This is a genomic window from Shewanella sp. Shew256 (genome assembly GCF_002196695.1).
In the GTDB taxonomy this organism is placed as follows: domain Bacteria; phylum Pseudomonadota; class Gammaproteobacteria; order Enterobacterales; family Shewanellaceae; genus Shewanella; species Shewanella mangrovisoli.
The window spans coordinates 536,068-557,036 of sequence record NZ_NAJR01000003.1 but is presented as its reverse complement, the minus strand read 5'-3'; the positions used below and the strand labels follow the sequence as shown (position 1 = coordinate 557,036).

The window sequence follows — 20,969 nt, the reverse complement described above, 5'->3', positions numbered from 1 at the left end:
GGTCAGCGATCTTGCTTAACTCTGAGTGTCTACCCGTCCAGCGGCAGGTGCGGCGGCTGCATTCGATACGTTGTGTCATGCTCTATTCCTTCTTTCGTGAATGGTGGCAACTATCAAGCGGCGCTGGCTTGTGCTTGGGTAGAGGTTGATTCCGTGGCGGCTTCGGCGGTTGGTTCTGCTGGTTGGTGTCCGGCGTGATTCACAAAGTCTGCTGGAGGTGCTGACTCTGATTTGTCCAATGTCATAGGCATGATCATGGCGACGATTTCTTTTTTTAAACCCATGACTACAATCAGCGAATTCTTTTCTGCTAGGTGCAAAACAGCACCGTTAATCTTGCAGTAATTCAATTTTGATAGGCGGCTGAGCAGGTTAACATTCATGCCAATTGTTGATGCTGGCTTTAAGTTTTCATCACTTAGCCGTGATTTAAAGAGTTTGCCTGCATTTGGGTAACGACCATCGATTGGGTTAATAAACTCAATGTGAGTAATAAGCTTACGTTCCTCGATGCCCAACGCTTCAAAGGTGGTGAAGGTATCAAGGATGTCGCAAATCGATGTGAGCATTGCCACGCCATCGTTGATAAAGATGTTTTGAATGGAAGGTAAATACTTTTTGTTGGCGGCTTTGACCAAGTCTTTACTGATTGGGTAAATGTACTCGCCATCGCTAAAGCCGTCCTCGTCATAAATAGTGACGAGGCAATGGCCGTCAGTGGCGGTGAGGATCACGCCTTTTTCGGGGTGCGGCTTTACGTGAAAGCCGTTTAGATAGTAACGAACATCATTTTTAGCGGCGAACGCTGCCAGCATTGGCAGGTATTCAATGTTGAATTTGGTTTTCATTTTCTCTCTCGCTTTTTGCTGCTTGCTAAGCTGGTTAAGGTTTAACTTCTAGGCTGCGCGGCTTTGGTTGCTAATCTGGTCTTTTGCGGCTGCGTCGCGCTGTTTGTCGAGATAGGCGGCTAGGTCGTTGACGTTGACCAGCCACGGGGCTTTATTGCCTTCGCCGCCGCGAAAGGCGGGGACGGGCAAGCGGCCTGCTTTGGCGTAGTTCGCTGCGGTGCGTGGCTCGAGTGCAAAAAACTCTTTGCTGATTTCTTCCAGTGGCACGATCACTTTGTTGAACTGGGCCATGAGTAAAAAGGCGGTGTTCATACTGGATCCTTGGGTTGAATGTTATTTATCAGGGCTAGGTGGCGGCGTTTGGTGGCGCGCCAGCCGGTGATAACTCTTTCGAGCGCTGCCCGTTCGTGCGGGTAATCGGCTATCAGCTTTTGGGTTTCGGCGATTTGTTTATCGCAGTGATCGCTTAAGGCACTTACATTAGTTGCGCTCATGGCCGCTCCTCTCATTAACGAGCAACGATTAGCAAGCGAGTTGATGCACGTTGGTTGGCGCTTGGTCGTTGCGCCAAACGGTGACGGTGCCAAACAAGCCTTGCTTGGGTTCGTTAAAGCGCAGGCCAAAGCTGTTGCCGAGCTCGCCAATGCGGCCTATGTATTGGCTGTGAAAGGCTGGGCTTGGGTGGTTGTAGGCAAAGTGCTTGGTGAGATCGCTACAACGCGCTTGTACCCGTGGGCAGTCCATTGGGTTTTGGTGGCCTTTGGCGATAGCCATTAGGCATGCAAAGCGGATGGCGACCAGTAGACGAAACTCGGTGCGCTGTTTTGCTGATGTTTGAACTCTGGTTAAGATCATTTCCCTGTCCTCGGTAGTGGGTACAGGTAAAATATAACCACAGTTAATTAACTGGTCAATAACTGTGGTTAATTATTTTTGGTTATTTTTGGGTTTAGTGAATTTGTTAAGCGTTGGTGATATAAATAAGGCTTTGAACTAAGGAGGGTTTATGGCGCTTGTTAACTGTAAAGAGTGCAGTGGTAAGGTAAGTGATAAAGCGAAGATTTGTCCGCATTGTGGCAATAAACTAAGACCGAAAACAACGACGTTCACTTGGATTGCTACTGTTATGATCATCGCTGTTGGCATTCAATGGATTTTGATTGTTGATAGCAAGCCTGTAGCGACAACGCCTACCGCTCAAGAACCTGCTGAAATCTACACTGCTCCAAGCAATCCGTTTAACGCTAATGTTAAGAATATCGTTAGCTATATTGATCGGTTTAATGTTGATGCGGCACTTGATTTTGATGTTGATATCAACGAAGGCCAAAACGTGGTTGCTGAGAATGAGCAGTATCGCGTGTTGTTTGAAACTCAGGAAAACAAGATAAGGTTTATCAGTGTTGATATTAAGAGGTCAGTACCTTGTAAATTTGGTAAACGGATTGATAAGTTTAAAGATTATCTTTTAGAAACAGGGTTTAATGAGGCGCTTTTAACACGTAACCAATCGGCAAATGCGGATTCATTTATAGACCAGAGCAATGGCGTAAAGGTCACAGTTATCTGTCAGCACAGTGGTGGTAGCGCTTCAGTTAATATCACTAAGCTCTAAATAAGCACCGAATACCAAAACACTTTGCCGATGATTTTGATGTGTTTTAGCTGTTCGGCGTTGATGTGTTCGTCTGGCCATTCGTCTAGGTTGTAGCTACGTAGGCGAATGCCGCCACCTGGTAACTTGTAGAGCATTTTTACCCGCAGCATGCCATCGTGGTTAATGGCATACATTTTACCGTCGATAATATCGGTGTGTGAGGTGTCAACTCCCACCGTTGAGCCATTCGGTAACACTGGCTCCATACTATTGCCATTTACTTTTACACACACCGCATCGTCGGCACTAACGCCTTGACGCCTAAGAGTTGATTTAGCAAAGCGGAGTTTGGGGCCGTAATATTCGCGTATATCGGCAATTCCAGTACCTGCGGCTAGCTCAACCTCCATGTAAAACGGTACCTCCACCTCATCATCACCTAGTGGGCTGTTTCTGTCCCATGTCTCAAATCCACCTGCAAACACTGCATTAGATTCAACTGCTGCAGTCGAGCGTTGATCTGATTGCCCTGTTCCGTATTGCAGTTCTTCAGCCGAACAGCCGAGTGCCTTCGCTAAATCCAGCAACTTAGAAGTGGTCGTGGTTTTACCAGAAACCAGTTTGTGAACCATGACTTGAGAGATGTTTGCGCGCTCAGCTAACTCTTTTTGAGTCATGCCGATGGCTTCCATTCTGTCACGTATGTTTTGGGCAAGTGTTTTCATCAGTTAATTATATTACCTAGGTTATATATAACAACTAACCAAAGTTATTGACTATGATTAACTGTGGTTATATTCTTGGGCTGTTTTATTAACTTCGGAGTCATTATGAAAAAAGCCGCAGCCATAGATCACTTTGGTTCACAGGTTAAGTTAGCGGCCGCTATTGGGGTGTCACAAGCGGCGATATCTAAATGGCCTGATGATGTTCCAGAGCTTCGCGCTTATCAAATTGAGCTGCTAACCGAAGGGAAGTTAAAAGCAGTTTCCCCATTACTGCCAAATCCCCAAACAGCGGCTTAAGTCATGTTTTTAACATTATCAGAGAGAGGATTTTTAGCATGAAACAGCAATCACGGTTGAGTTTGTTGATGAAAACCATTCATCGGGTGCTTGAGTTGCCAAAGATGAGCCGCGCTTGGTTGGCGATGGATTTTGTGGCGGCGGTTGATCGCCTTGGGCTTAACGAGGTGTTGGCCGCAGAGGGTATTAGCTTTGCACGCACCGATGATGTGCATAACAACGCGCGGGTGAATGCGCAAAAGCTGTTCCGTTGGCTTGGGCAATATGAGGGGCTGCATCCGCAGGCAGATCAGTTGTTTTATATCGAGCAGCCGTTAGTGGCGGCGTTGCCTGAGCATTTGCGGGTGCAGTATCTCAATGATGTGTTTGGCTGCACTGGGGTGACGGTGATTGCCGATCGCATGAGTGACGGCCATGTGCTGCATGTTGCTGATATGGCTGCACAGCTGACTAAAGAGAACGCCGAGGCGCAAATTGCGGTGATTCATTTAGTCGCTAACCCGAGTAAAGACGAAGTGCTGCGAGCTTATAAAGAACTTAAAGAGTCGGCTGCGACTACTCAGGGCAGTATGGCTGCGCTTGAACTGGCTTATCCGTTTTTGGCTGATAAACGCGCTGCTGATTTAAACAAGAGCGATTTTGAATGCTTTAAGCGGGTGGCCGATGTCGGATAAAGCGGATGATGCTAACGCATTAGTTGAGTTGCAGCTGCAAGTGGCAATGGCTAGCAGAGTACGCGCTGTAATGCGGCCATTTACTGGCTGTTGCTATTGGTGCCGCGAGCCTGTTGAGGCGCCTCGGATTTTTTGTGATGCCGATTGCCGTGATGATTTTGAGCGCGATGCGGCGATGAAAGGGAGCGTGAAACGATGAGTTATGCAGATGAGGTTGCGGTGAAAGCACCGTTTGATTATGCCGATGAGGTTACGGTTAAGGCCGAATCAAATCAGTTAAGTGATAAGTTCGAGGTTTATTTTGAACCCGCTTCTATTAACGATGCGAGTCCTATGGTTGTGCCTAAGAATCGTTACCGCAATTGGCCTGCGTTAAATCAGGCGATTGGCGTTGTTGGCGATAGCGGCGCAAATATCCCACATACACCTGAAGAAGATGCTGAGTTTGAACGCTTAGAGCGTAATCAGCAATTGTCTGAGGTCGCTCGCATTGAACGCAATCAAGATATCGCTTTACTGGCTAACGTGATCCGCACATCACCAACAACGAGTGCTGAGGCGATTGCTGCGCGGGTGTTGGATGCTGGGTATCAGTTTTCGGGTAGTGCAGTGCGTTTGAAATAAGAAAGCCCGCTGAAGTTTGGCGACTGGACGCGGGCTTAATACCTATAGAGAGGCGATTACATGTTACGTATACATGGGTATTTCGTCAATTTTGTGCTGGCTAGCGCTGGGTTTGGTGGTGCGCTATGAGCATGGAATTGATGGTTAAGGCGATGAAGGCCAAGGTGGGTAATCCACTGCGTAAGCTGGTGCTGATTAAACTCGCTGATAATGCGAATGATCAAGGCGAGTGCTGGCCGAGTCATCAGTATATTGCTGAGCAGTGTGAAATCGGCAAAAGCACGGTACGAAAGCATATAGCCGATCTTGCCGAAGCCGGGCTACTTAAGATTGAGTCTCGCAAGGGACCTAAGGGTAATTTATCGAATGTTTACACCCTGACCCTATGCCAGCAGGTAGCACAGCCTATGCCACCAGATAGCATAGGTATGCCACCAGATAGCACACCCCCTATGCCACCAGATAGCACCGGAATCAGTCACTCTTTAGAACCAGTCAATGAATCTTTAAAAGAGTCTTGTCCTGCGAGTTGTTCTAAGTCGGTTTTCAATGCGTTTTTTAAAGCCTATCCAGCCCATCGCAAGGGCGGGTCGGATGCGGCTGCTTGGAAGGCGTGGAAGTCGGAAAAGTTGACCGATGACGATTGTGTGTTGGCGGTAACGTGGCTGAAAAACGCGGTGGAGGTTGACCCGAGTTGGGGCTTTAGCGCGAATGGCCAGTTTGTGCTTGGCATCATCAAGTTTATCCGCGAACGCCATTGGTTAACGCCGTTGCCTAAGCCTGCCGTGCATAACTCGCATTTGGATATTGCGGTTTATCACGAGTCGGCAGCGCGGTTTGATTCGGTGAGCAGCCAGTTTAATACGGAGCTTTGACGATGATGGATATGAGCCAAGAGGTTAACAAGTTGCTGAAACGCCTTGGTTGCCCTGAGCATATCAAGCCTGATTCGCCAGAGGTTTATCGCCAAAAGTTTCGTGAGTTGCAACGCCGTGATGAGTTGGAAAAGTCGATTGAACATCGTACTCGAGTGAATAACGCGCTGTTTGGTAAGAGCGGTTTGAATGCCCATTTTTTAAGTTGTTCTTTTGATAATTATCAGGTTGAGCGAGAAGATCAGCGCAAGGCGCTCGATTTGGCTAAGCGCTATGTGGAGAAGTTTGCCGAGCTGTCGGCCGTGGGTAAGGGTTTTTTGTTTATCGGTACACCTGGCACGGGCAAAAACCATTTGGCGGCGGCGATTGCTAATGCGTTGATGGCTAAACACCACACCGTGGTGTTGCTGAGTGTGATGGACCTGTTTGCTCGGGTACGTGAGAGCTATAACGACCGTTCGCTGACTGAGGAGCGCCTGATTGCCGAGTTTATGCGACCTGAGTTGTTGATTATCGATGAGATTGGCCTGCAACGCGGCAGTGTTGACGAGATGCTGTGGTTAACGCGGATTATCGATAAGCGTTTGTACGGGCTTAAATCGACTGGGTTTATTACCAATCTTGATACTGAGTCGCTGCAAAAGATGTTGGGTGAACGGGCTTATGAGCGGTTGCGCGATGCGGCCACGGTGGCGGTGACGTTCAATTGGCCGAGTTATCGCGGTAAGCGGAGGTGAGCATGGCGGCACTTAAGCAATTACCCGATGATGCGCCCGATTTTTATTCGGCTTTGGTGAGCAATACTGCGGCGCGTCCTGTTGTGCAAGAGGCGGTTAATGATGCGCAGTTGTTTGTACCAAAAGCGGTGACTGCAGCTGAGTTACGGGCCCAAGGTTTTTTGCGTGAGCGCGAACTACCTCAAATGTGGCATTGCCGCGGTGGTGAGTCGGACATGGAGAAGATTGTAAAGCATATGTCGGTTATCCCTCCTGAATTTAAGCATTCCGTTTGTATCGAGTACGAAAGGATATTTGCTCAGGGTGGGCCCGCTGCGCGTAAACAGGCAAATCAGTTTTTGGTAAGGCAGTCAAAGCGATTTAGAGGAGTTCCCCATGAGCAGTAATTCAACTCAACCGGCTAAGCCGTTAACTCAGCGTGAACGCCTAGCAAAGATTATTACCGGGTCACGTTATTGGACGCTGTTTGAGATCCAACAGGAGTGTTTAACCCGCTTTGGTTCATACGATAGCGAAACGGCGTTAAGTGCGAGGTTTAGGGATATGCCGCTGGATAAGCGTTTTAAGCGTGTTCGCCATGGCACTAAAAATACCTTTGAGTATCGGTTGGAGGCTTAGGCGATGGCTAACGCGAGTGGTGTTGAAGTTGGCAAGCTGAAAGATGCACCTATGCGCCGCTGGCTGCGTGGCGGGGTGACGCGGGATTATCGTGATCCTGAATATCCGCAGTTGCGTTTGCGGGCAACGGCTGATCGTAAAAAGGCCTCGTTATTTTTGGTGGTTAATGAAGGCGGTAAGACGGTTTGGCAAAAGCAAGGTGTGTGGCCAGACATGTGTATTAAGACGTTTTTAGATCAGTTACCTGTATTGATGGCTAAGCGTAGTGCGGGTGCTGAGGTGTTGCGCGGTGAGTTTGCGACTGTGGTTGATCTGCTTAAGTGGTTTTTGGGCCATATCGAGGGCAATCGCTCGTTTAGCCAGAGTTGGCGGGCGAATTGTAAATCAGTGGTGAGTAAGCATTTGCTAGGGATGTTTGCTGATTTGCCGCTGGCTGAGTTGTCGTTTGTGGCGGTTGATCTGCGCTTGGTTAAGCCGATGTTGGCTGAGGGTTATTCGACTAACTACATCAAGTGCGCGGTGAAGATTTTTAAGCGGGCGATAAGTGCGGCGGCTGATTTGCGTTTGGTGGAGGGCAATGCGCTGGCGGGGTATCGGGTGGAAATGAGTTTGAAGATGGCGCCGAGTGTAGGAACGCAGTTGATGGAGTCTGACTTAGGGCCGTTGTTTACTGCGCTGCGTGATGCTATTTGGCCTGTGGCGATGTTGTTTATGTTGATGCTGATGTTTGGTACCCGCATTAACGAGACTCGTTTGGCACGGTGGGAGCATTTTGCGGGTGATTGGTGGATTATCCCGGCTACTAATGCGAAGAACCGCCAAGAGCATAGGTTGCCATTAACGCCAACGGCTAAGGCGTTGTTGACGCATTACTTGCAGTGGCAGGTTAAGCATGTGGGTAAGCGGGCGTTTTTATTCGCGGGTGATGAGGGGGCGATTAGTATTCGTACTGCGCAGTATTGGAGTGAGGAAATTCGCTTTAAGGCGTTTACGTCTCATGCGCTTAGAAAGCTTTGCCGCACCATTATTGCCGATATGGGTGTGGATACGATGGTCGGCGAGCGGCTGCTTAATCATGCCTTGCCTGTGCTTTTGCGTACCTATGTTCACTCGACTTTGGATAAGGGTATGTTGAGTGCACTCGATGCTTATCATGCTCATTTAATTTTGCGCGGTTTTAACGAGGTTGCGCCCGAGATAATCCCTAGATCGTCGGTAAAGAGTCAGAGCACGCAAACCCAGATGGCTAGCGGGTGGCTGTGATGATCGTTGCATCAACCCCTAAGGAGTATGCAATGGCACTAATTGAGGTGATTTTATGAGCAATCGGTCAGCAGTAATTCTCAAAACGGGGCGCTCGATTCGTGGGTTTAGCCAGCATGAAGTCGCCGAAATTTATGGTGTAGACCGCAGGACATATCAGCGCTGGGAAAGCGGCAAGTGTGCAGTACCGAGCAATCACTTTCTTGCCATCTTGGATGATGTATTTCAGTTATCGATTGAGCAAATCGCGGGAGTGGCGAATGGAACCATCTAAAAACCAGTTAGGCGAATGGAAGAAGCACAGGGATTTGCGGGAGGATTTCACCAACATGGCCGCGTTGCGGGCTGGGTTGAATGAATGGGGCCGCTATTGGGCATTCCAAGAACTTGGCCGCAGCTACGGCAGTCGTAGCGCCTGCGATAAGTTGGGCGATCCTATATCGCGTGGTGGTGCTGTCGTGCATGAGCTGAAGGTGCCTAAGCATGTGGCCCAGTACGACCTGGTGATTGATCGGCTATCAATCAATTGCAAGCGCGCTATACGTGCTCAGTATGTGTGTAAAGGCCAATGGGCACTGATGGGGTTCGACAGTAAGAAGTCTTATATCTACTGGCTCAGACGAGCCGAAATGCAATTAGCAAAGTGAGGTGAGTGATGGGTGATACTGCGTACTTACAACGTCAGTTAATCAAGCTGGGAGATATGATGGGAGATGGATTGCATCATGAACCTGATGGTAAGTGGATAGCGAGCGAATACAAACGAACTTTAAAGGCCCTTGGGTTACTTCCAAAGAATAATGTCAGGAAGAACAACATTGAACGTATTAACACCGCTATGGTGCAGCGTGTAGCCGATGTTCGATGTGGTAAGTGTGGAGAGGTGTTAACTCAAACTAAGTCTGGCTCTAAGCGAGCGGTATGTCCAAACGGTCACAAGTGGCAGCTTCTTAAGTGAGAATTACTATCAACAAGTCCAGATGCGACCTGTTATCATCACGGGTCCTTCTGGCCGCCTTCACTGCGGGGGCGGTGACGCGCAGTGGCTCACTACATACGAAAATTTTCTGGTGTTGAGTTGTTGTTTTATGTGACAGCAGCTTTAACCTTGGAATGTCTAAGCATTAACCGCTTATTAATCTTTTGATTTTAAAGTAAGTTTTTAACTTTGCGCGAACTCGTATTTTTTATGTTTTCGCTACCTAGCTAAATAACAACTTTGCTAGATCTTTTTTGATCGTTCGATCATTCAATCAAAACACTCTCGCAGTTTGTCCATAAACCATTTTGCCGATGCTGGGAAAATGGTGCTGTCTATACGTTCAAAATCAGTTAAGTGATAAGTAATTTAAAAAGTTTAGATTGAAGCGTGAGTAAATCACTTAACTGATAAGTAAAAAGAAAAGATTGCTGTGATTAAAGTTTCACATATCACACCTTTACAAAATTGGAAACGGCACATTTGCCGCATAATGCGGCAGATCTGCCGCTTTCAAACCCCTTAAAATCGAGTAGATTTATATACGCTTGCTAAAGCTTCGTTTCAAAGTTGCGCTCTCTCCCGCTCAAAGGCTCCCTCGTGGAGCCTTTTTATTTGGTGCTTTTATGGCTCGTGTCTCGCTCCGCAAAAAGGTTTACATCGCTGGCCCTATGACAGGGTTGATTGATTGCAATCGCCCCGAGTTTCATTTGGCTGCCGATGTTCAGCGCGAGCTTGGTCATATTGTGCTTAACCCTGCAACCCTACCGGATGGATTAACCGAACCAGAGTACATGGCAATTTGCTTGCCGATGTTGATGTGCTGCGACCGGATTTATCTGCTGGATAACTGGGCTAGCTCAAAAGGTGCCAAAGCGGAATATGCGCTGGCTAGCAAACTTGGCTTAGAGATTGTTTTTCAAGATGGGGTGGATCATGAAATAGCGCTGCTCGGTTTGCGGGGTGATCAATAACCGCCGCCTGATTTCTCACAGGTGTAATCCAAAAGAGAGTTCGCATTGCTCTAAGCAAAAAGCAACGCAGTCAGCGAAAGGTGGTCGAGCCATTTTTTCGGAATGGTAACGGCATGACGTAGTTCGGGTTCGCGCCCCGTTAATGCATCAGTAGCGCCAAAAGATTATGTGAAGCCAACCCCAGCTGAACAAAAGCGGCCACTGCAATGGTGGCCGTGGTGGGTATGTGTTGCCTAGGTGCTGACAATACGCCTAGGACGTTGAAAGACACTAAAAACATCAGCAGTTAGAGGCGGCCACCTTCACCGTTGATCTAACCGTTGGCCGCGCTAAGGCTAACCAACTTACAGGAGTATTGCCCATGTCATTAAAGCAAAAGCTCATGGCACTTGGGCTGGCCTCTGCTGTTGCATTGGCGGGGGCGAATTTAATTGCCCCAGCCGAAGCACCAAACGGTGAGCCGATTTTGCACACCTACCTTGATCCGGTGCAAATCATTACCGCTTGCTTTGGGCACACAGGCCCCGAGCTTGAACTCAACCAGTTTTTTAGCGAACAACAATGCATTGAAATGTTCGCCGAGGATTTAGGCAAAGCGGATCGCCAGCTGCGCCGCCTCACTTATCCGGTGCAGCTTACCGAAGGTGAGCACGCCGCTTACCTCAGTCTCATTTACAACTTTGGCGCCGGTAACTTTCAATCCTCCACGTTGCTAAAGCTGTTAAAGCGTGGCGAACGGGTAGCGGCCTGCCGTCAACTCACCGAAGCCTGCGGCAAACATGGCTGCAATGGTTTCGTTTATGCCAATAACGTCAAATTGCCAGGTTTAGAAGTACGGCGCCAAAAAGAACAGGCGATATGCCTTAAGGATCTCTATGTTCCAAAAACTGATTAACGCCACTGGCACATTCCACCTGTATATCATCGGCGCGCTGATACTGGTGATTGCATTACTGGGTATCAGCCTCACCGCCACTAAAACCGACCTAGCGCTTAAAAAATCACAGCTAGAGTCTGCCGTCATTAACCAACGCATGTTGCAGGATGACCTCACGACCGTTACAGATGAGCTGCAAGCGCAGGCTAAAGAACGTGACCGGCTCGCCAAGGATTACGCCTTTGCCTTAGCGCTCAATCAACAAGCCGCCAAAGCCAAGGCCGAGATTGACAAGCAGCTTGCCGATCAGCGCGACGCCATTAAAAAACTAAGGACCTCAGCCAATGAACAAACTCGCAGTTGGGCTAATACTGCCGTGCCTGATGATGTTCGGCGGCTGCTCAAGCACGCAGCCTATTGTGCGCACCGTAGTCACCAAGCAGACCCAGTATGTGTTGCTGCCGAAAGAGTTAATCAGCCAGTGCTTGCCCGCCGAATGTGACCTGTTACAAAACACTGGCGAAAACGCCGACCTAGCAGATTGCCTAACGCAGCAACTAGCAGTCATTAAAAAATGCGATGCCGATTGGCAAACCCTCGAAAAATGGCGAACGGAAAAAGAGTATGAGCAATCCCTACATCAATGATGTGACCACGCAGAAGAGTCTATCGCTGACAGCTTATATCTCGTCATTTATCAGCACATTAGGAGGTGCAGTCAGCATGGATAAAGTGGCGATTCTGGTAGGTATCGTGCTGGCAATCCTCACCTACCTCGGCAACATGCTTTATCAGGAACTGCGCCGCCGCCGAGAACAACGACAAGAAGATAAAGACGAACAGCGTAAGCAAGAGTTGCATATGGCAGAAATGCAGCTGTTAGCTGCCAAGTTAGAAAAGGTACAGCATCCTAATGGCCCGCATTCAACCCCAAGAGACAGCGCCTGTTCTGCTAAATAAAACCGACCTGTGCAAAAGTCTCGGTATCAGTACCCAAGCGTTTGATAAATGGGATGTACCAATTCACAGCAAAAAGGGCCGTGAGTGTTTGTACACCATGGCCGATGTCGTCGCCAATCGCGTAGCCAACGAGCGTAAAAAACACCTCAGCAAACCTGATGAAGATGATCCAGAAAAGCCAGATCTCGACTATGAGCGCTGGCGCTTAACCAAAGCTCAAGCAGACGGGCAAGAACTTAAAAACGAAAAAGAGCGCCAAGAAGTCGTTGAAGTCGGCTTTTGTACCTTTGTGCTTAATCGAATCTCAGCCCAAATCGCGCCAGTGTTGGATCAAACCCACATTCGGATGAAGCGCAAATATCCCGACATTCCAGAACGCTATATCGATGCATTTAGAGCGGAGATGATTAAAAGTCAAAACACCGTTGCCGAGCTGGCGGCGGGTATCGAGGATTATCTACATGAGTATATCGGCAGCACAGATTAAAAATCTGAAAGCTGCCGTTGCTGCTGGGCTGCGCGGATTCTATCGCCCGCCCATACTCACTTGCTCAGAGTACGCCGACGAGCATTTTTATATGTCGTCGGAGTCCAGTTATACCGAGGGCAAGTGGGAGAGCTTACCGTTTCAAATCGGCATTCTTAATGCCATGGGTAACGACCAAATCAGCGTGCTCAACTTAATGAAGTCAGCGCGGGTCGGTTACACCAAAATGCTCATGGCTAACGCGGCCTACAAGATTGAGCACAAAAAGCGCAACGTGCTGATCTACCAGCCGCGTGATGGTCAAGCCAAAACCTTTATGAAAAAGCACGTTGAAACGGCGATCCGCGATATCCCCGTTTGGCGTGAGCTGGCTCCGTGGATGGGGCGCAAACATAAAGACAGCACGCTGGAAGATAAAATCTTCAGCAACGGCAAAACGCTCATGGTGCGCGGTGGTACGGCTGCTGCCAACTACCGCGAAATATCCACCGATGATGTGATCTACGATGAGCTAGCGGGTTTTGATGAATCCATCGAGCACGAAGGTAACGCCACCTCATTAGGTGATACCCGTATCGAGCTGTCGATGTTCCCCAAATCAATCAGGGGATCAACGCCTAAAGTGCTCGGCACATGCCAAATGGAAAAGGCCTGCAGCGAATCGCCGCACTTTTTTAAATTCAATTTACCGTGCCCACACTGCGGCGAACTACAATCGCTTAAATGGGGCGGTGCCGAAGAAGCATTCGGGATTAAGTGGCGCAAAAATGATAAAGGCGAGCACGACCCAAGCACCGCTTACTATTTGTGTGAGCACTGCGGTTGCTGCATTGAAAACAACCAGCTCGATGATATGGAGTTGGATAGTCGCGCAATCTGGATTTGTGAAAACACCGGCATTCGCACCCGCGACTTTATTGATTTTTACGATGCCGAAGGCAACGACATCACCACGCCGCCCAATATCTCAATTCATATTTGGTCGGCATATAACTCGCTCAATAGCTGGGCAAAATTGGTCACCGAGTTTTTAAAGGCCAAAGGCGATAAAGAAAAGCTCCAGACCTTTATCAACACCAAGCTTGGCTTGCCGTGGGATAACGACACTGGCGAGCGCGTTGAATGGGAAGATTTAAAACGCCGCCGCGAAATGTACCCCAGTGGAAAAGTGCCTGATTGGGTGGTGTATCTCACCTGCGGTATCGACACCCAAGACGACCGTTATGAGGGCCGTGTATGGGGCTGGGGCGCTGGTAAAGAAGTCGCGCTTATTGACCGCTTTATCCTGTATGGCGATCCATCCAGCCAAGTATTAAAAGACAAAGTAGCCGAGCGTATCGGCCAAAGTTACGCCCGTGCCGATGGGGTGATCCTCAATATTGGCGTGGCGGGTTGGGACTCTGGCGGTCACTACACCGACGATGTATACGCCATGAGTAAAAAGCTTGGCGTAATGCGGGTGATCCCTATGAAGGGCGCCAACGTCTACGGCAAGCCGATTGCTAATTTTCCGCGTAAGCGCACCGCCAAGGGCGTGTACTTAACCGAGGTCGGTACCGACAACGCCAAAGAGTTAATCATGGCTATGTTGCGCATCGACCCCGATGTTGATGTGCGTAAGCCTGGTGCAATTCACTTCCCTCTAAATGAATCCGTTTGTGACGATATTGAGCTGCAACAGCTCACGGCCGAACGCAAAATTCCTAAACGGGAAAATGGCCGCATTGTTTACCGCTGGGATGCTGGCAAGCGCCGTAACGAGGCGCTGGACTGTTTTGTCTACGCCTTGGCCGCGTTGTATATCGCCATCGAAAAGTTTGGCATCAATCTCGACAAGTTGTCGCCCGTTAAACCCATCGCCACAGCCAATAGCGAGCAACCCGCCGCAGAACCTAAACCCGCAAGCAAGCCAAAGCCAAGCGCCAACAGTTGGCTAAACGGTGGCGGCGGTGGTGCAGGCGGTGGCTGGCTGTAATGCATAGATAGCAATAGGAAAACTCATGAGCCAACAACAATGCCAACAGATGATCGATGCGTATATCGCAGCCGAACTTGATGTACTTGAGGGTAAATCAACCACCATCAACGGCAAGTTAATGACCACCGAAGATCTTGGCGAAATCCGCAAAGGCCGCATGGAGTGGGAACGCCGCAAAGCGGCCTACAGCCGCCCACAAGGCGGCGTTAAATTCGCAAGCTTTAACTAACGTCAGCCATAAGGATTTTCCATGAGCATTATCAACGATGCGCTGGCGTTCTTTTCTCCCAATTGGGCGCTTAAGCGTCAAGCGGCGGCAATGAGCTACCGCAATCTAAAAGGCTATGAGGCGGCTAACCCAAGCCGTACTCACCGCGCTAAAAAGGAAAGTCGCGGCGCCAACCAAGCGGTATTTGCGGCGGGTAAAAGCCTGCGCGAGCAAGCCCGTTGGTTGGATGAAAACCACGACTTAAGCATCGGTATCTTAGACCGCTTTGAAGAACGGGTGATCGGGGCTCAAGGGATTGTAGTTGAGCCGCAGCCGCGCAGTATGAGTGGCGAGATCTTGGACGAACTCGCCAATGATATTCAGCGCCGTTTCGCCACTTGGTCGCTTAAGTGTGATGTTACAGGCCGCTTTAGTCGCCCAGAGCTTGAGCGCTTAGTGCTGCGTAGCGCACTGCGTGATGGTGACGTATTCGGTCAGCACGTGATGGGGCGTGTTAGCAAGTTTGGTCATCCAAACGAGCAGGGCACCCAATATAGCATCGAGGCGCTTGAGGCAGACTTTATCCCCTACGAGCTTAACGAGCCAGCAAAGCGGGTACGCCAAGGGCTTGAGGTGAACGCTTGGGGCCAAGTGGTTAACTATCATGTGCTGCTTGATCACCCCGCTGATCAAGTGGGCTTTCGGCACAAAACCAAAGCCGTTGCCGCATCAAGCATGATGCACCTCGGGTTATTCAAACGCCTGCACCAGTTGCGCGGCGTGTCGATATTCCACGGCATTTTAACTCGCTTAGCCGACATAAAGGACTACGAAGAATCCGAGCGCGTTGCCGCACGGATTGCCGCTGCGCTGGCGTTTTATATCAAGCGTGGTGATGCCTCGATGTACATCATGGATGACGCAGCAAGCAGTCGCGAAATCCCCATTGCACCAGGCATGACATTTGACGATTTAAAGCCCGGTGAAGATGTGGGGATGATTGAATCAAATCGCCCCAACGTCCATTTAGTGGAGTTTCGCGACGGCCAAATGAAGGCTGTTGCCGCGGGTAGTCGTAGTAGTTACTCGAGTATTGCCCGCGACTACAAGGGCAGTTACTCAAGCCAGCGCCAAGAGCTGGTTGAGCAAGACGAACCGAACCGCATTATGCAGCAATGGTTTTGTGCGGGTTGGTCGCGCCCCGTGTATCGAAACTGGCTAAAGATGGAAATGCTCAACAAGCAAGACCCATTAGTGCTACCGCCCGATCTCGACCTGCGCACGTTAATCGATGCAGTGTACTACGGCCCCACTATGCCGTGGATTGACCCGCGCAAAGAGGCCGAAGGTTGGGAAATGATGATTGCCGCCAACGTAGCCACCGAAGCCGACTGGACCCGTGCCCGAGGCCGCAACCCAACCGAAGTGAAGCGCCAGCGTAAACGCGAGGTGGAATACAACCGTGAAAACCACATGGTGACCGCCAACGACCCCGACCCATCGCTAGGAGATCCAAATAGTGAAAAAGACACCAATAGCAGTAGCGGTAGCAACGCTAAGCGCAATGCTGCCCAGCGGAACGCTGATCGCGCCCGCCGCAACGCTGAGCCAGATCAGTAACAGCTCTCAACCAAGCCAAAGCTGGTACAGCCTCAAGGCACAAAACGGCAACGCAGAGCTAATGATTTATGACGAGATTGGCGGCTGGGGCATTAGTGCCCAACAGTTCGCCCGTGATCTCAAAAATCTAGGCAAGATCGGTACCATCACCGCCCGTATTCATTCGCCTGGCGGTGATGTGTTTGAGGGGATGGCGATTTACAACATGATCAAAGGCCACCCTGCGCACAAGGTCTGTTATATCGATGGCCTAGCCGCGTCAATGGCCAGTGTGATTGCCATGGCATTTGATGAAATCATCATGCCTGAAAACGCCATGATGATGATCCACAAGCCTTGGGGCGGAACCCTAGGTGATGCGGATGATATGCGCAAATACGCCGATTTACTCGACAAAGTGGAAGGTAACTTAGTCGGTGCCTATCAACAAAAAACAGGCTTACCCGAAGATGAGCTTCACGCCCTATTAGCCGCTGAAACATGGCTAACAGGCCGCGAGGCAGTGGAAAAAGGTTTTGCCAACACCCTAACCGATCCGCTGCAAATGGCGGCATCACTTAATTCAAAACGTCTTAAGGATTTTACGAATATGCCTGAACATCTAAAAAACCTGTTTGCACCAAAGGGAAATATTCCTTCGTCTGCACCAGCACCACAACCAGCCCCTGCGCCAAGTGCTCAGGTTCCTGCACCAGTAAACCAACCCGCGCCCGCAGCTCAACCTGATGCCGCGGCTATTCAAGCGGCGGCGATTGCGTTAAATACCGCGCGCATGAATGGCATTAACACTGCGTTTGCAGCGTTCCCGCAGCTAGCCGAGTTAAAGAATCAGTGTATCGCTGATGCCAGCATCGATGCCGATAAAGCCAAAGATATGATCTTGGCTAAGTTGGGCGAAAACACCACGCCAGCGGCGAAAATGCCAAATGCTGCGCTTATCTACGCTGGCAACGGCAATATCGTCGGTGACTCGATTCGAGCACATCTGATGACCCGTGCAGGACATGCGAAAGCCGAAGCTGACAACGGCTATGCAAGCTATAACCTGCGCGAACTAGCCCGCGCGAGCTTGGTTGATCGCGGCATTGGTGTCGCTAGCATGACCCCAATGCAAATGGTTGGTTTAGCCTTTACCCATAGCTCAAGCGACTTTGGTAGCATTCTGCTGGATGTGGCAAACAAGTCGGTGCTGATGGGTTGGGAAACCGCCGAAGAAACCTTTGAACGCTGGACCAAAAAAGGTCAGCTAGGCGACTTTAAGATTGCTAAGCGTGTTGGCCTTGGTGACTTTAACAGCCTGCGTGAAGTGCGCGAAGGTGCCGAGTACAAATACGTCACTGTTGGTGATCACTCACAACAAATCGCCCTCGCGACCTATGGTGAGTTGTTCACTATCACCCGCCAAGCCATTATCAACGACGATATGAGTATGTTGACTGATATCCCGATGAAAATGGGCTTTGCCGCCAAAGGAACCATTGGTGACTTGGTTTATGCGGTATTAACGCAAAATCCAAAACTGGCCGATGGTAAAGCGCTGTTCCATGCCGATCACGGCAACCTAGGCAGCGGTGCGCCTAGCGTGGCCAGCCTCGATGCGGCGCGCATGTTAATGCGTAAGCAGAAATCAGGCAATCGCACCCTGAACATTCGCCCTGAGTTTGTACTCTGCCCAGTCGCGTTAGAAACCACCTTTAACCAGATCATCAAGTCGAGTTCGGTTAAGGGGGCCGATGTTAACGCGGGTATCGCTAACCCTATCCAAAACTTTGCCGAAGTAATTGCCGAGGCTCGCCTCGATGATAGCAGCGCTGCAGCATGGTTCCTCGCCGCAGGCCAAGGCCGTGACACCATTGAGGTGGCTTACCTCGATGGTATCGATACGCCTTATATCGAGCAGCAACAAGGCTTCACTATCGACGGCGTAGCCACCAAGGTGCGTATCGATGCCGGTGTTGCACCTTTAGATTACCGTGGATTGGTGAAATCAACAGGCGTGTAATTAATAAAGCAGGGCGCTTCGCTGCTAGAACGGGCTGCGCCCTTATAGATTCTAGATTCTAGAGTCTGGTCACTTCTTTACTCCATTAGGAAACCAAGATGAAAAATTACATTCAAGATGGCAAGACCATCAGCTTTACACCAACAGCAGCGGTTGCCAGCGGTGAAGCCGTTCTGCTTGGTATGTTGTTAGTGGTAGCCATCGCCGCTATTGCTGCCAATACACCAGGCGAAGGCGTCACTGAAGGCGTGTTTGAACTGCCTAAAAAGTCCACCGATGATGTTGCGTTAGGTGTTGATCTTTACTGGGACGATACCGCTAACGAACTCACCACCACGGCCACCGACAATACCAAAGTCGGTAAGGCTTGGTCGGCTGCCGGAAACGGCACTGCCACGGTTTCGGTGAAGATCAATGCCTAACGTGGGCAGAAACTTTCCCGACCGTGTGAACGGTAAAATGGCACGGGTGTTTAAGCGTTTGGCTGACCAGTGCCAATTTACCCCAGTGGATGGTATTGAGCCATTTACTCGTTTGGTGAGCTTGGATGATAACGGCGCCGAAATTGCCGCATCAGCCAATGAGTATGTGCCAGAGCTAATCAGCCGTGCCGAGTTCTTACTAAGCGAAGGTACGGTAAATGCCGGTGATATATTTGCCCTAGGCAGTGTTGACGAAAGCGGGGTGTTTATCCCCAACGGCCAACAAGGCCGACTCACTCAGCGGGTAAGCATGGATAGCGTTTGCGTGGCGTTTATCTATATCAGCTTGGATAGCGAATAGGTGGCCTATGTCCAAGGCAAATTTCCAGCGCATCCGTATTGAAGGCATGGCGGCGGTAACAAAGGAACTGAACCGCATCCGTGCCGCCCAAGCGCCAGCCATTAACCGTGCAATTGATGACACGGTTAAGTTTGGGCAAAAGGCGGCGGTCGATGCCATCTTTAACCGCTATGGCTATAACTCCCGCAGTTACATTGAGCAACACCTCTCGGTAAGTGTGGACCCGCGCAACTTAAAAGGGGTGATCACCGCCCGTTATCGCGCCAGTACCTTTACTCGTTTTGCTAGACGTTTGACCCGCACGGGCAAGAACGGCCGTTCAAGAACCGACGGCCATATGGTTAGCGCGCTGCGCAATCAGCCTGTTTGGTTCAAAGGCACCTTTAGCGTTCTCGGTCGCAACGGCAATCAAATCATGTTCCAGCGCCAAAAAGGTGATAACAGTTGGCGCAAGCTTAAGGGGCAAAAAGCCATGTACGGCCCTTCAGTGGCAGGCAGTTTCCGCAAAATCCGCGACGATATTGAGCCGCCGATTATTGCGCATCTGCGAAATAAATACGGCCAGTACAGCGGCACTTAGCCTAGAAATCGTAAGGACTCCTCATGATTCAAGCAATCATCGACCGTTTAAAAAAGGTTGAAGGCGCGACCGTGCGCGAAGGCTTTTATGCTCAAGGCGTGGCTAAAGAAAAGATGTTTATCTTTTTGCAGCCGTTTACCGATCAATTTGGCGGTAAGAATGGAGTAAACCCTTACCGCGATGATCTGGTGCTGCAAGTGGTGGCGGGAATTGCCGTTGATAAAACCCAAACGCCAACGGCAGATCTGATCAACATCGTGCGCGCCATTCGCGCCGCATTCTACAAAGATGAGCGCAGTGTTGAGCAGCCAAGTTGGTTGCCCTCGGTGATCACCTTTAAAGAGTTAGAAGCCTGCAAGTACATCATGCCCGAAGCCCATGAGAAACACGCCTTAGCGGTGCTCACCCTATCCCTTGTTAATACCGTTAAATTTGGAGAATCACTATGATTGAAACCGTAGTAGAGAGTTACATCGGCTCAGGCATCGTTTACGTTGCTGGCCGCGACGTTGGCAACGCCTCAGGCGTAAAAATTGCCATCGAGCAAGAAACTAAAACCAAACCCAACTACCGTGGCGGTGGCGGCAATGCGGCCGAAATTACCAAGGTAAAATCGGTTAAATTGTCATTCACTATGAACGACTTTAGCAATGCTAACATGGCATTAGCCCTGCGCGGTAAAGTCGAGGTGTTGACGGCTGGCACAGTGGATGATGAGCCAATCACCGCAGTATTGGACGGCCTAGCCGATACCAAGTTTATGATCGACACCACAGTTGATCCAGAAGTCACTAACGACACTGGCGCAACTACCTATGTTAAAGACACTGATTATGTGGTCAGTGCTGGCGGTATCCGCGCCTTATCATCAGGTAATATCACCGCAGGCCAAGCGCTTAAAGTGAGCTACACCAAAAAAGCCGGTAATGCGATGCAAGCATTAACCGAGTCAGCTCAAATGGTTCCGGTGGTGATTGACGGTGTAAACGATGCCACAGGCAAACCGTGGACGCTCAAGTTCTACAAATGGAGCCCAAGCCCCACAGCGGGCATGGACTTGATTGGCGACGACTTCGGTAGCTTTGATATCGAAGGCGGCGTGCTTGCCGATAGCTCAATCGTTGCCATTGGCAAGTCTAAGTTCTTCGTCCGTAGCGCGGCATAATGTTGGTGCAACTATCCGGTATTACCGGATAGTTCAATCTCGTTAAACGAAGGCCCACAGCATTTATTCAATGCTGTGGGCTTTTTATTTTGGTT

At 49.9% G+C, this 20,969-nt stretch carries 32 protein-coding genes; 27 read left to right on the top strand and 5 right to left on the bottom strand.

Going from position 1 to position 20,969, the window contains the following annotated elements:
• Positions 1 to 113: 113 nt before the first annotated feature.
• Genes B5P39_RS08200 through B5P39_RS08185 form a run of 4 tightly spaced genes read right to left on the bottom strand, consistent with a single transcriptional unit; the run spans position 114 to position 1,703 of the window.
• Positions 114 to 848, bottom strand: a complete 735-nt coding sequence (locus tag B5P39_RS08200) for a hypothetical protein (RefSeq protein WP_088211124.1) — start codon at positions 846 to 848, stop codon at positions 114 to 116.
• A gap of 48 nt (positions 849 to 896) precedes the next feature.
• On the bottom strand, positions 897 to 1,160 hold the full coding sequence (locus tag B5P39_RS08195; RefSeq protein WP_088211123.1) for a pyocin activator PrtN family protein: 264 nt from the start codon (positions 1,158 to 1,160) through the stop codon (positions 897 to 899).
• The gene (locus B5P39_RS08190; RefSeq protein WP_088211122.1) at positions 1,157 to 1,342 is read right to left on the bottom strand and encodes a hypothetical protein; all 186 of its coding nucleotides are present in this window, start codon (positions 1,340 to 1,342) and stop codon (positions 1,157 to 1,159) included. Before B5P39_RS08190 ends, B5P39_RS08195 begins: the two co-directional genes overlap by 4 nt.
• A gap of 28 nt (positions 1,343 to 1,370) precedes the next feature.
• On the bottom strand, positions 1,371 to 1,703 hold the full coding sequence (locus B5P39_RS08185; protein ID WP_088211121.1) for a hypothetical protein: 333 nt from the start codon (positions 1,701 to 1,703) through the stop codon (positions 1,371 to 1,373).
• 151 nt (positions 1,704 to 1,854) lie between these two features.
• On the opposite strand from B5P39_RS08185, the gene B5P39_RS08180 reads away from it, so the two are divergent.
• Entirely contained in the window at positions 1,855 to 2,463 is a 609-nt protein-coding gene (locus tag B5P39_RS08180) for a hypothetical protein (protein ID WP_088211120.1), read from the top strand.
• Here the strand turns inward: B5P39_RS08180 and B5P39_RS08175 are convergent.
• Entirely contained in the window at positions 2,460 to 3,170 is a 711-nt protein-coding gene (locus tag B5P39_RS08175) for an XRE family transcriptional regulator (protein WP_088211119.1), read from the bottom strand. The two genes, B5P39_RS08180 and B5P39_RS08175, sit on opposite strands and share 4 nt — an antisense overlap.
• A 105-nt stretch (positions 3,171 to 3,275) precedes the next feature.
• Between B5P39_RS08175 and B5P39_RS08170 the strand changes: the two genes are divergently transcribed.
• The 26 genes from B5P39_RS08170 (at position 3,276) to B5P39_RS08045 (ending at position 20,874) form a co-directional block, all read left to right on the top strand.
• Positions 3,276 to 3,470, top strand: a complete 195-nt coding sequence (locus B5P39_RS08170; protein ID WP_088211118.1) for a Cro/CI family transcriptional regulator — start codon at positions 3,276 to 3,278, stop codon at positions 3,468 to 3,470.
• A 38-nt stretch (positions 3,471 to 3,508) separates the two neighbouring features.
• Positions 3,509 to 4,144 carry a hypothetical protein gene (locus B5P39_RS08165; protein ID WP_088211117.1) on the top strand — a complete coding sequence of 212 codons (636 nt, stop codon included), beginning with the start codon at positions 3,509 to 3,511 and terminating at the stop codon, positions 4,142 to 4,144.
• Entirely contained in the window at positions 4,134 to 4,343 is a 210-nt protein-coding gene (locus tag B5P39_RS08160; protein WP_088211116.1) for a hypothetical protein, read from the top strand. Before B5P39_RS08165 ends, B5P39_RS08160 begins: the two co-directional genes overlap by 11 nt.
• The gene (locus tag B5P39_RS24655) at positions 4,340 to 4,768 is read left to right on the top strand and encodes a hypothetical protein (protein WP_176399872.1); all 429 of its coding nucleotides are present in this window, start codon (positions 4,340 to 4,342) and stop codon (positions 4,766 to 4,768) included. The genes B5P39_RS08160 and B5P39_RS24655 overlap by 4 nt, the downstream gene beginning before the upstream one ends.
• A gap of 125 nt (positions 4,769 to 4,893) precedes the next feature.
• Positions 4,894 to 5,643 carry a helix-turn-helix domain-containing protein gene (locus B5P39_RS08150; RefSeq protein WP_088211115.1) on the top strand — a complete coding sequence of 250 codons (750 nt, stop codon included), beginning with the start codon at positions 4,894 to 4,896 and terminating at the stop codon, positions 5,641 to 5,643.
• 2 nt (positions 5,644 to 5,645) lie between these two features.
• Entirely contained in the window at positions 5,646 to 6,380 is a 735-nt protein-coding gene (locus tag B5P39_RS08145; protein ID WP_088211114.1) for an ATP-binding protein, read from the top strand.
• A gap of 2 nt (positions 6,381 to 6,382) precedes the next feature.
• Positions 6,383 to 6,766 (top strand): hypothetical protein, encoded by a 384-nt coding sequence (locus B5P39_RS08140; protein ID WP_088211113.1) that lies wholly within the window; start codon positions 6,383 to 6,385, stop codon positions 6,764 to 6,766.
• Complete coding sequence (locus B5P39_RS08135) at positions 6,756 to 6,998, top strand: hypothetical protein (protein WP_088211112.1); 243 nt, start codon at positions 6,756 to 6,758, stop codon at positions 6,996 to 6,998. Before B5P39_RS08140 ends, B5P39_RS08135 begins: the two co-directional genes overlap by 11 nt.
• 3 nt (positions 6,999 to 7,001) lie before the next feature.
• Positions 7,002 to 8,261, top strand: coding sequence for a tyrosine-type recombinase/integrase (locus B5P39_RS08130; protein WP_088211111.1), 1,260 nt, complete (start codon positions 7,002 to 7,004; stop codon positions 8,259 to 8,261).
• Between the two features lie 55 nt (positions 8,262 to 8,316).
• Positions 8,317 to 8,535 (top strand): helix-turn-helix transcriptional regulator, encoded by a 219-nt coding sequence (locus B5P39_RS08125; RefSeq protein ID WP_088211110.1) that lies wholly within the window; start codon positions 8,317 to 8,319, stop codon positions 8,533 to 8,535.
• Positions 8,522 to 8,908, top strand: coding sequence for a hypothetical protein (locus tag B5P39_RS08120; RefSeq protein ID WP_441347608.1), 387 nt, complete (start codon positions 8,522 to 8,524; stop codon positions 8,906 to 8,908). The genes B5P39_RS08125 and B5P39_RS08120 overlap by 14 nt, the downstream gene beginning before the upstream one ends.
• An 880-nt stretch (positions 8,909 to 9,788) precedes the next feature.
• Entirely contained in the window at positions 9,789 to 10,214 is a 426-nt protein-coding gene (locus B5P39_RS08110; protein WP_254915724.1) for a DUF4406 domain-containing protein, read from the top strand.
• A 361-nt stretch (positions 10,215 to 10,575) separates the two neighbouring features.
• The gene (locus tag B5P39_RS08105; protein WP_088211107.1) at positions 10,576 to 11,109 is read left to right on the top strand and encodes a lysozyme; all 534 of its coding nucleotides are present in this window, start codon (positions 10,576 to 10,578) and stop codon (positions 11,107 to 11,109) included.
• Positions 11,090 to 11,593: a hypothetical protein gene (locus tag B5P39_RS08100; protein ID WP_088211106.1), complete on the top strand. Its 504-nt coding sequence runs from the start codon at positions 11,090 to 11,092 to the stop codon at positions 11,591 to 11,593. The genes B5P39_RS08105 and B5P39_RS08100 overlap by 20 nt, the downstream gene beginning before the upstream one ends.
• Entirely contained in the window at positions 11,475 to 11,738 is a 264-nt protein-coding gene (gene lysC / locus B5P39_RS25235) for an Rz1-like lysis system protein LysC (protein ID WP_441347607.1), read from the top strand. Before B5P39_RS08100 ends, lysC begins: the two co-directional genes overlap by 119 nt.
• The gene (locus B5P39_RS08095) at positions 11,716 to 12,051 is read left to right on the top strand and encodes an HP1 family phage holin (protein ID WP_088211105.1); all 336 of its coding nucleotides are present in this window, start codon (positions 11,716 to 11,718) and stop codon (positions 12,049 to 12,051) included. Before lysC ends, B5P39_RS08095 begins: the two co-directional genes overlap by 23 nt.
• Positions 12,005 to 12,538, top strand: a complete 534-nt coding sequence (locus tag B5P39_RS08090; protein ID WP_088211104.1) for a terminase small subunit — start codon at positions 12,005 to 12,007, stop codon at positions 12,536 to 12,538. The genes B5P39_RS08095 and B5P39_RS08090 overlap by 47 nt, the downstream gene beginning before the upstream one ends.
• The gene (locus B5P39_RS08085; RefSeq protein WP_088211103.1) at positions 12,513 to 14,513 is read left to right on the top strand and encodes a phage terminase large subunit family protein; all 2,001 of its coding nucleotides are present in this window, start codon (positions 12,513 to 12,515) and stop codon (positions 14,511 to 14,513) included. Before B5P39_RS08090 ends, B5P39_RS08085 begins: the two co-directional genes overlap by 26 nt.
• 25 nt (positions 14,514 to 14,538) lie before the next feature.
• Complete coding sequence (locus B5P39_RS08080) at positions 14,539 to 14,745, top strand: hypothetical protein (protein WP_088211102.1); 207 nt, start codon at positions 14,539 to 14,541, stop codon at positions 14,743 to 14,745.
• A gap of 21 nt (positions 14,746 to 14,766) precedes the next feature.
• Positions 14,767 to 16,344 (top strand): phage portal protein, encoded by a 1,578-nt coding sequence (locus B5P39_RS08075; RefSeq protein WP_088211101.1) that lies wholly within the window; start codon positions 14,767 to 14,769, stop codon positions 16,342 to 16,344.
• On the top strand, positions 16,244 to 18,346 hold the full coding sequence (locus B5P39_RS08070; protein WP_254915723.1) for a ClpP-like prohead protease/major capsid protein fusion protein: 2,103 nt from the start codon (positions 16,244 to 16,246) through the stop codon (positions 18,344 to 18,346). The genes B5P39_RS08075 and B5P39_RS08070 overlap by 101 nt, the downstream gene beginning before the upstream one ends.
• 98 nt (positions 18,347 to 18,444) lie before the next feature.
• Positions 18,445 to 18,768, top strand: coding sequence for a DUF2190 family protein (locus B5P39_RS08065; RefSeq protein ID WP_088211099.1), 324 nt, complete (start codon positions 18,445 to 18,447; stop codon positions 18,766 to 18,768).
• Positions 18,761 to 19,129, top strand: a complete 369-nt coding sequence (locus B5P39_RS08060) for a hypothetical protein (protein WP_088211098.1) — start codon at positions 18,761 to 18,763, stop codon at positions 19,127 to 19,129. Before B5P39_RS08065 ends, B5P39_RS08060 begins: the two co-directional genes overlap by 8 nt.
• A 7-nt stretch (positions 19,130 to 19,136) precedes the next feature.
• A complete protein-coding gene (locus B5P39_RS08055; protein ID WP_088211097.1) occupies positions 19,137 to 19,709 on the top strand; it encodes a hypothetical protein in 573 nt (190 codons plus the stop codon).
• A 23-nt stretch (positions 19,710 to 19,732) separates the two neighbouring features.
• On the top strand, positions 19,733 to 20,158 hold the full coding sequence (locus tag B5P39_RS08050) for a hypothetical protein (RefSeq protein WP_088211096.1): 426 nt from the start codon (positions 19,733 to 19,735) through the stop codon (positions 20,156 to 20,158).
• Complete coding sequence (locus B5P39_RS08045; RefSeq protein ID WP_088211095.1) at positions 20,155 to 20,874, top strand: hypothetical protein; 720 nt, start codon at positions 20,155 to 20,157, stop codon at positions 20,872 to 20,874. The genes B5P39_RS08050 and B5P39_RS08045 overlap by 4 nt, the downstream gene beginning before the upstream one ends.
• Positions 20,875 to 20,969: the final 95 nt, after the last annotated feature.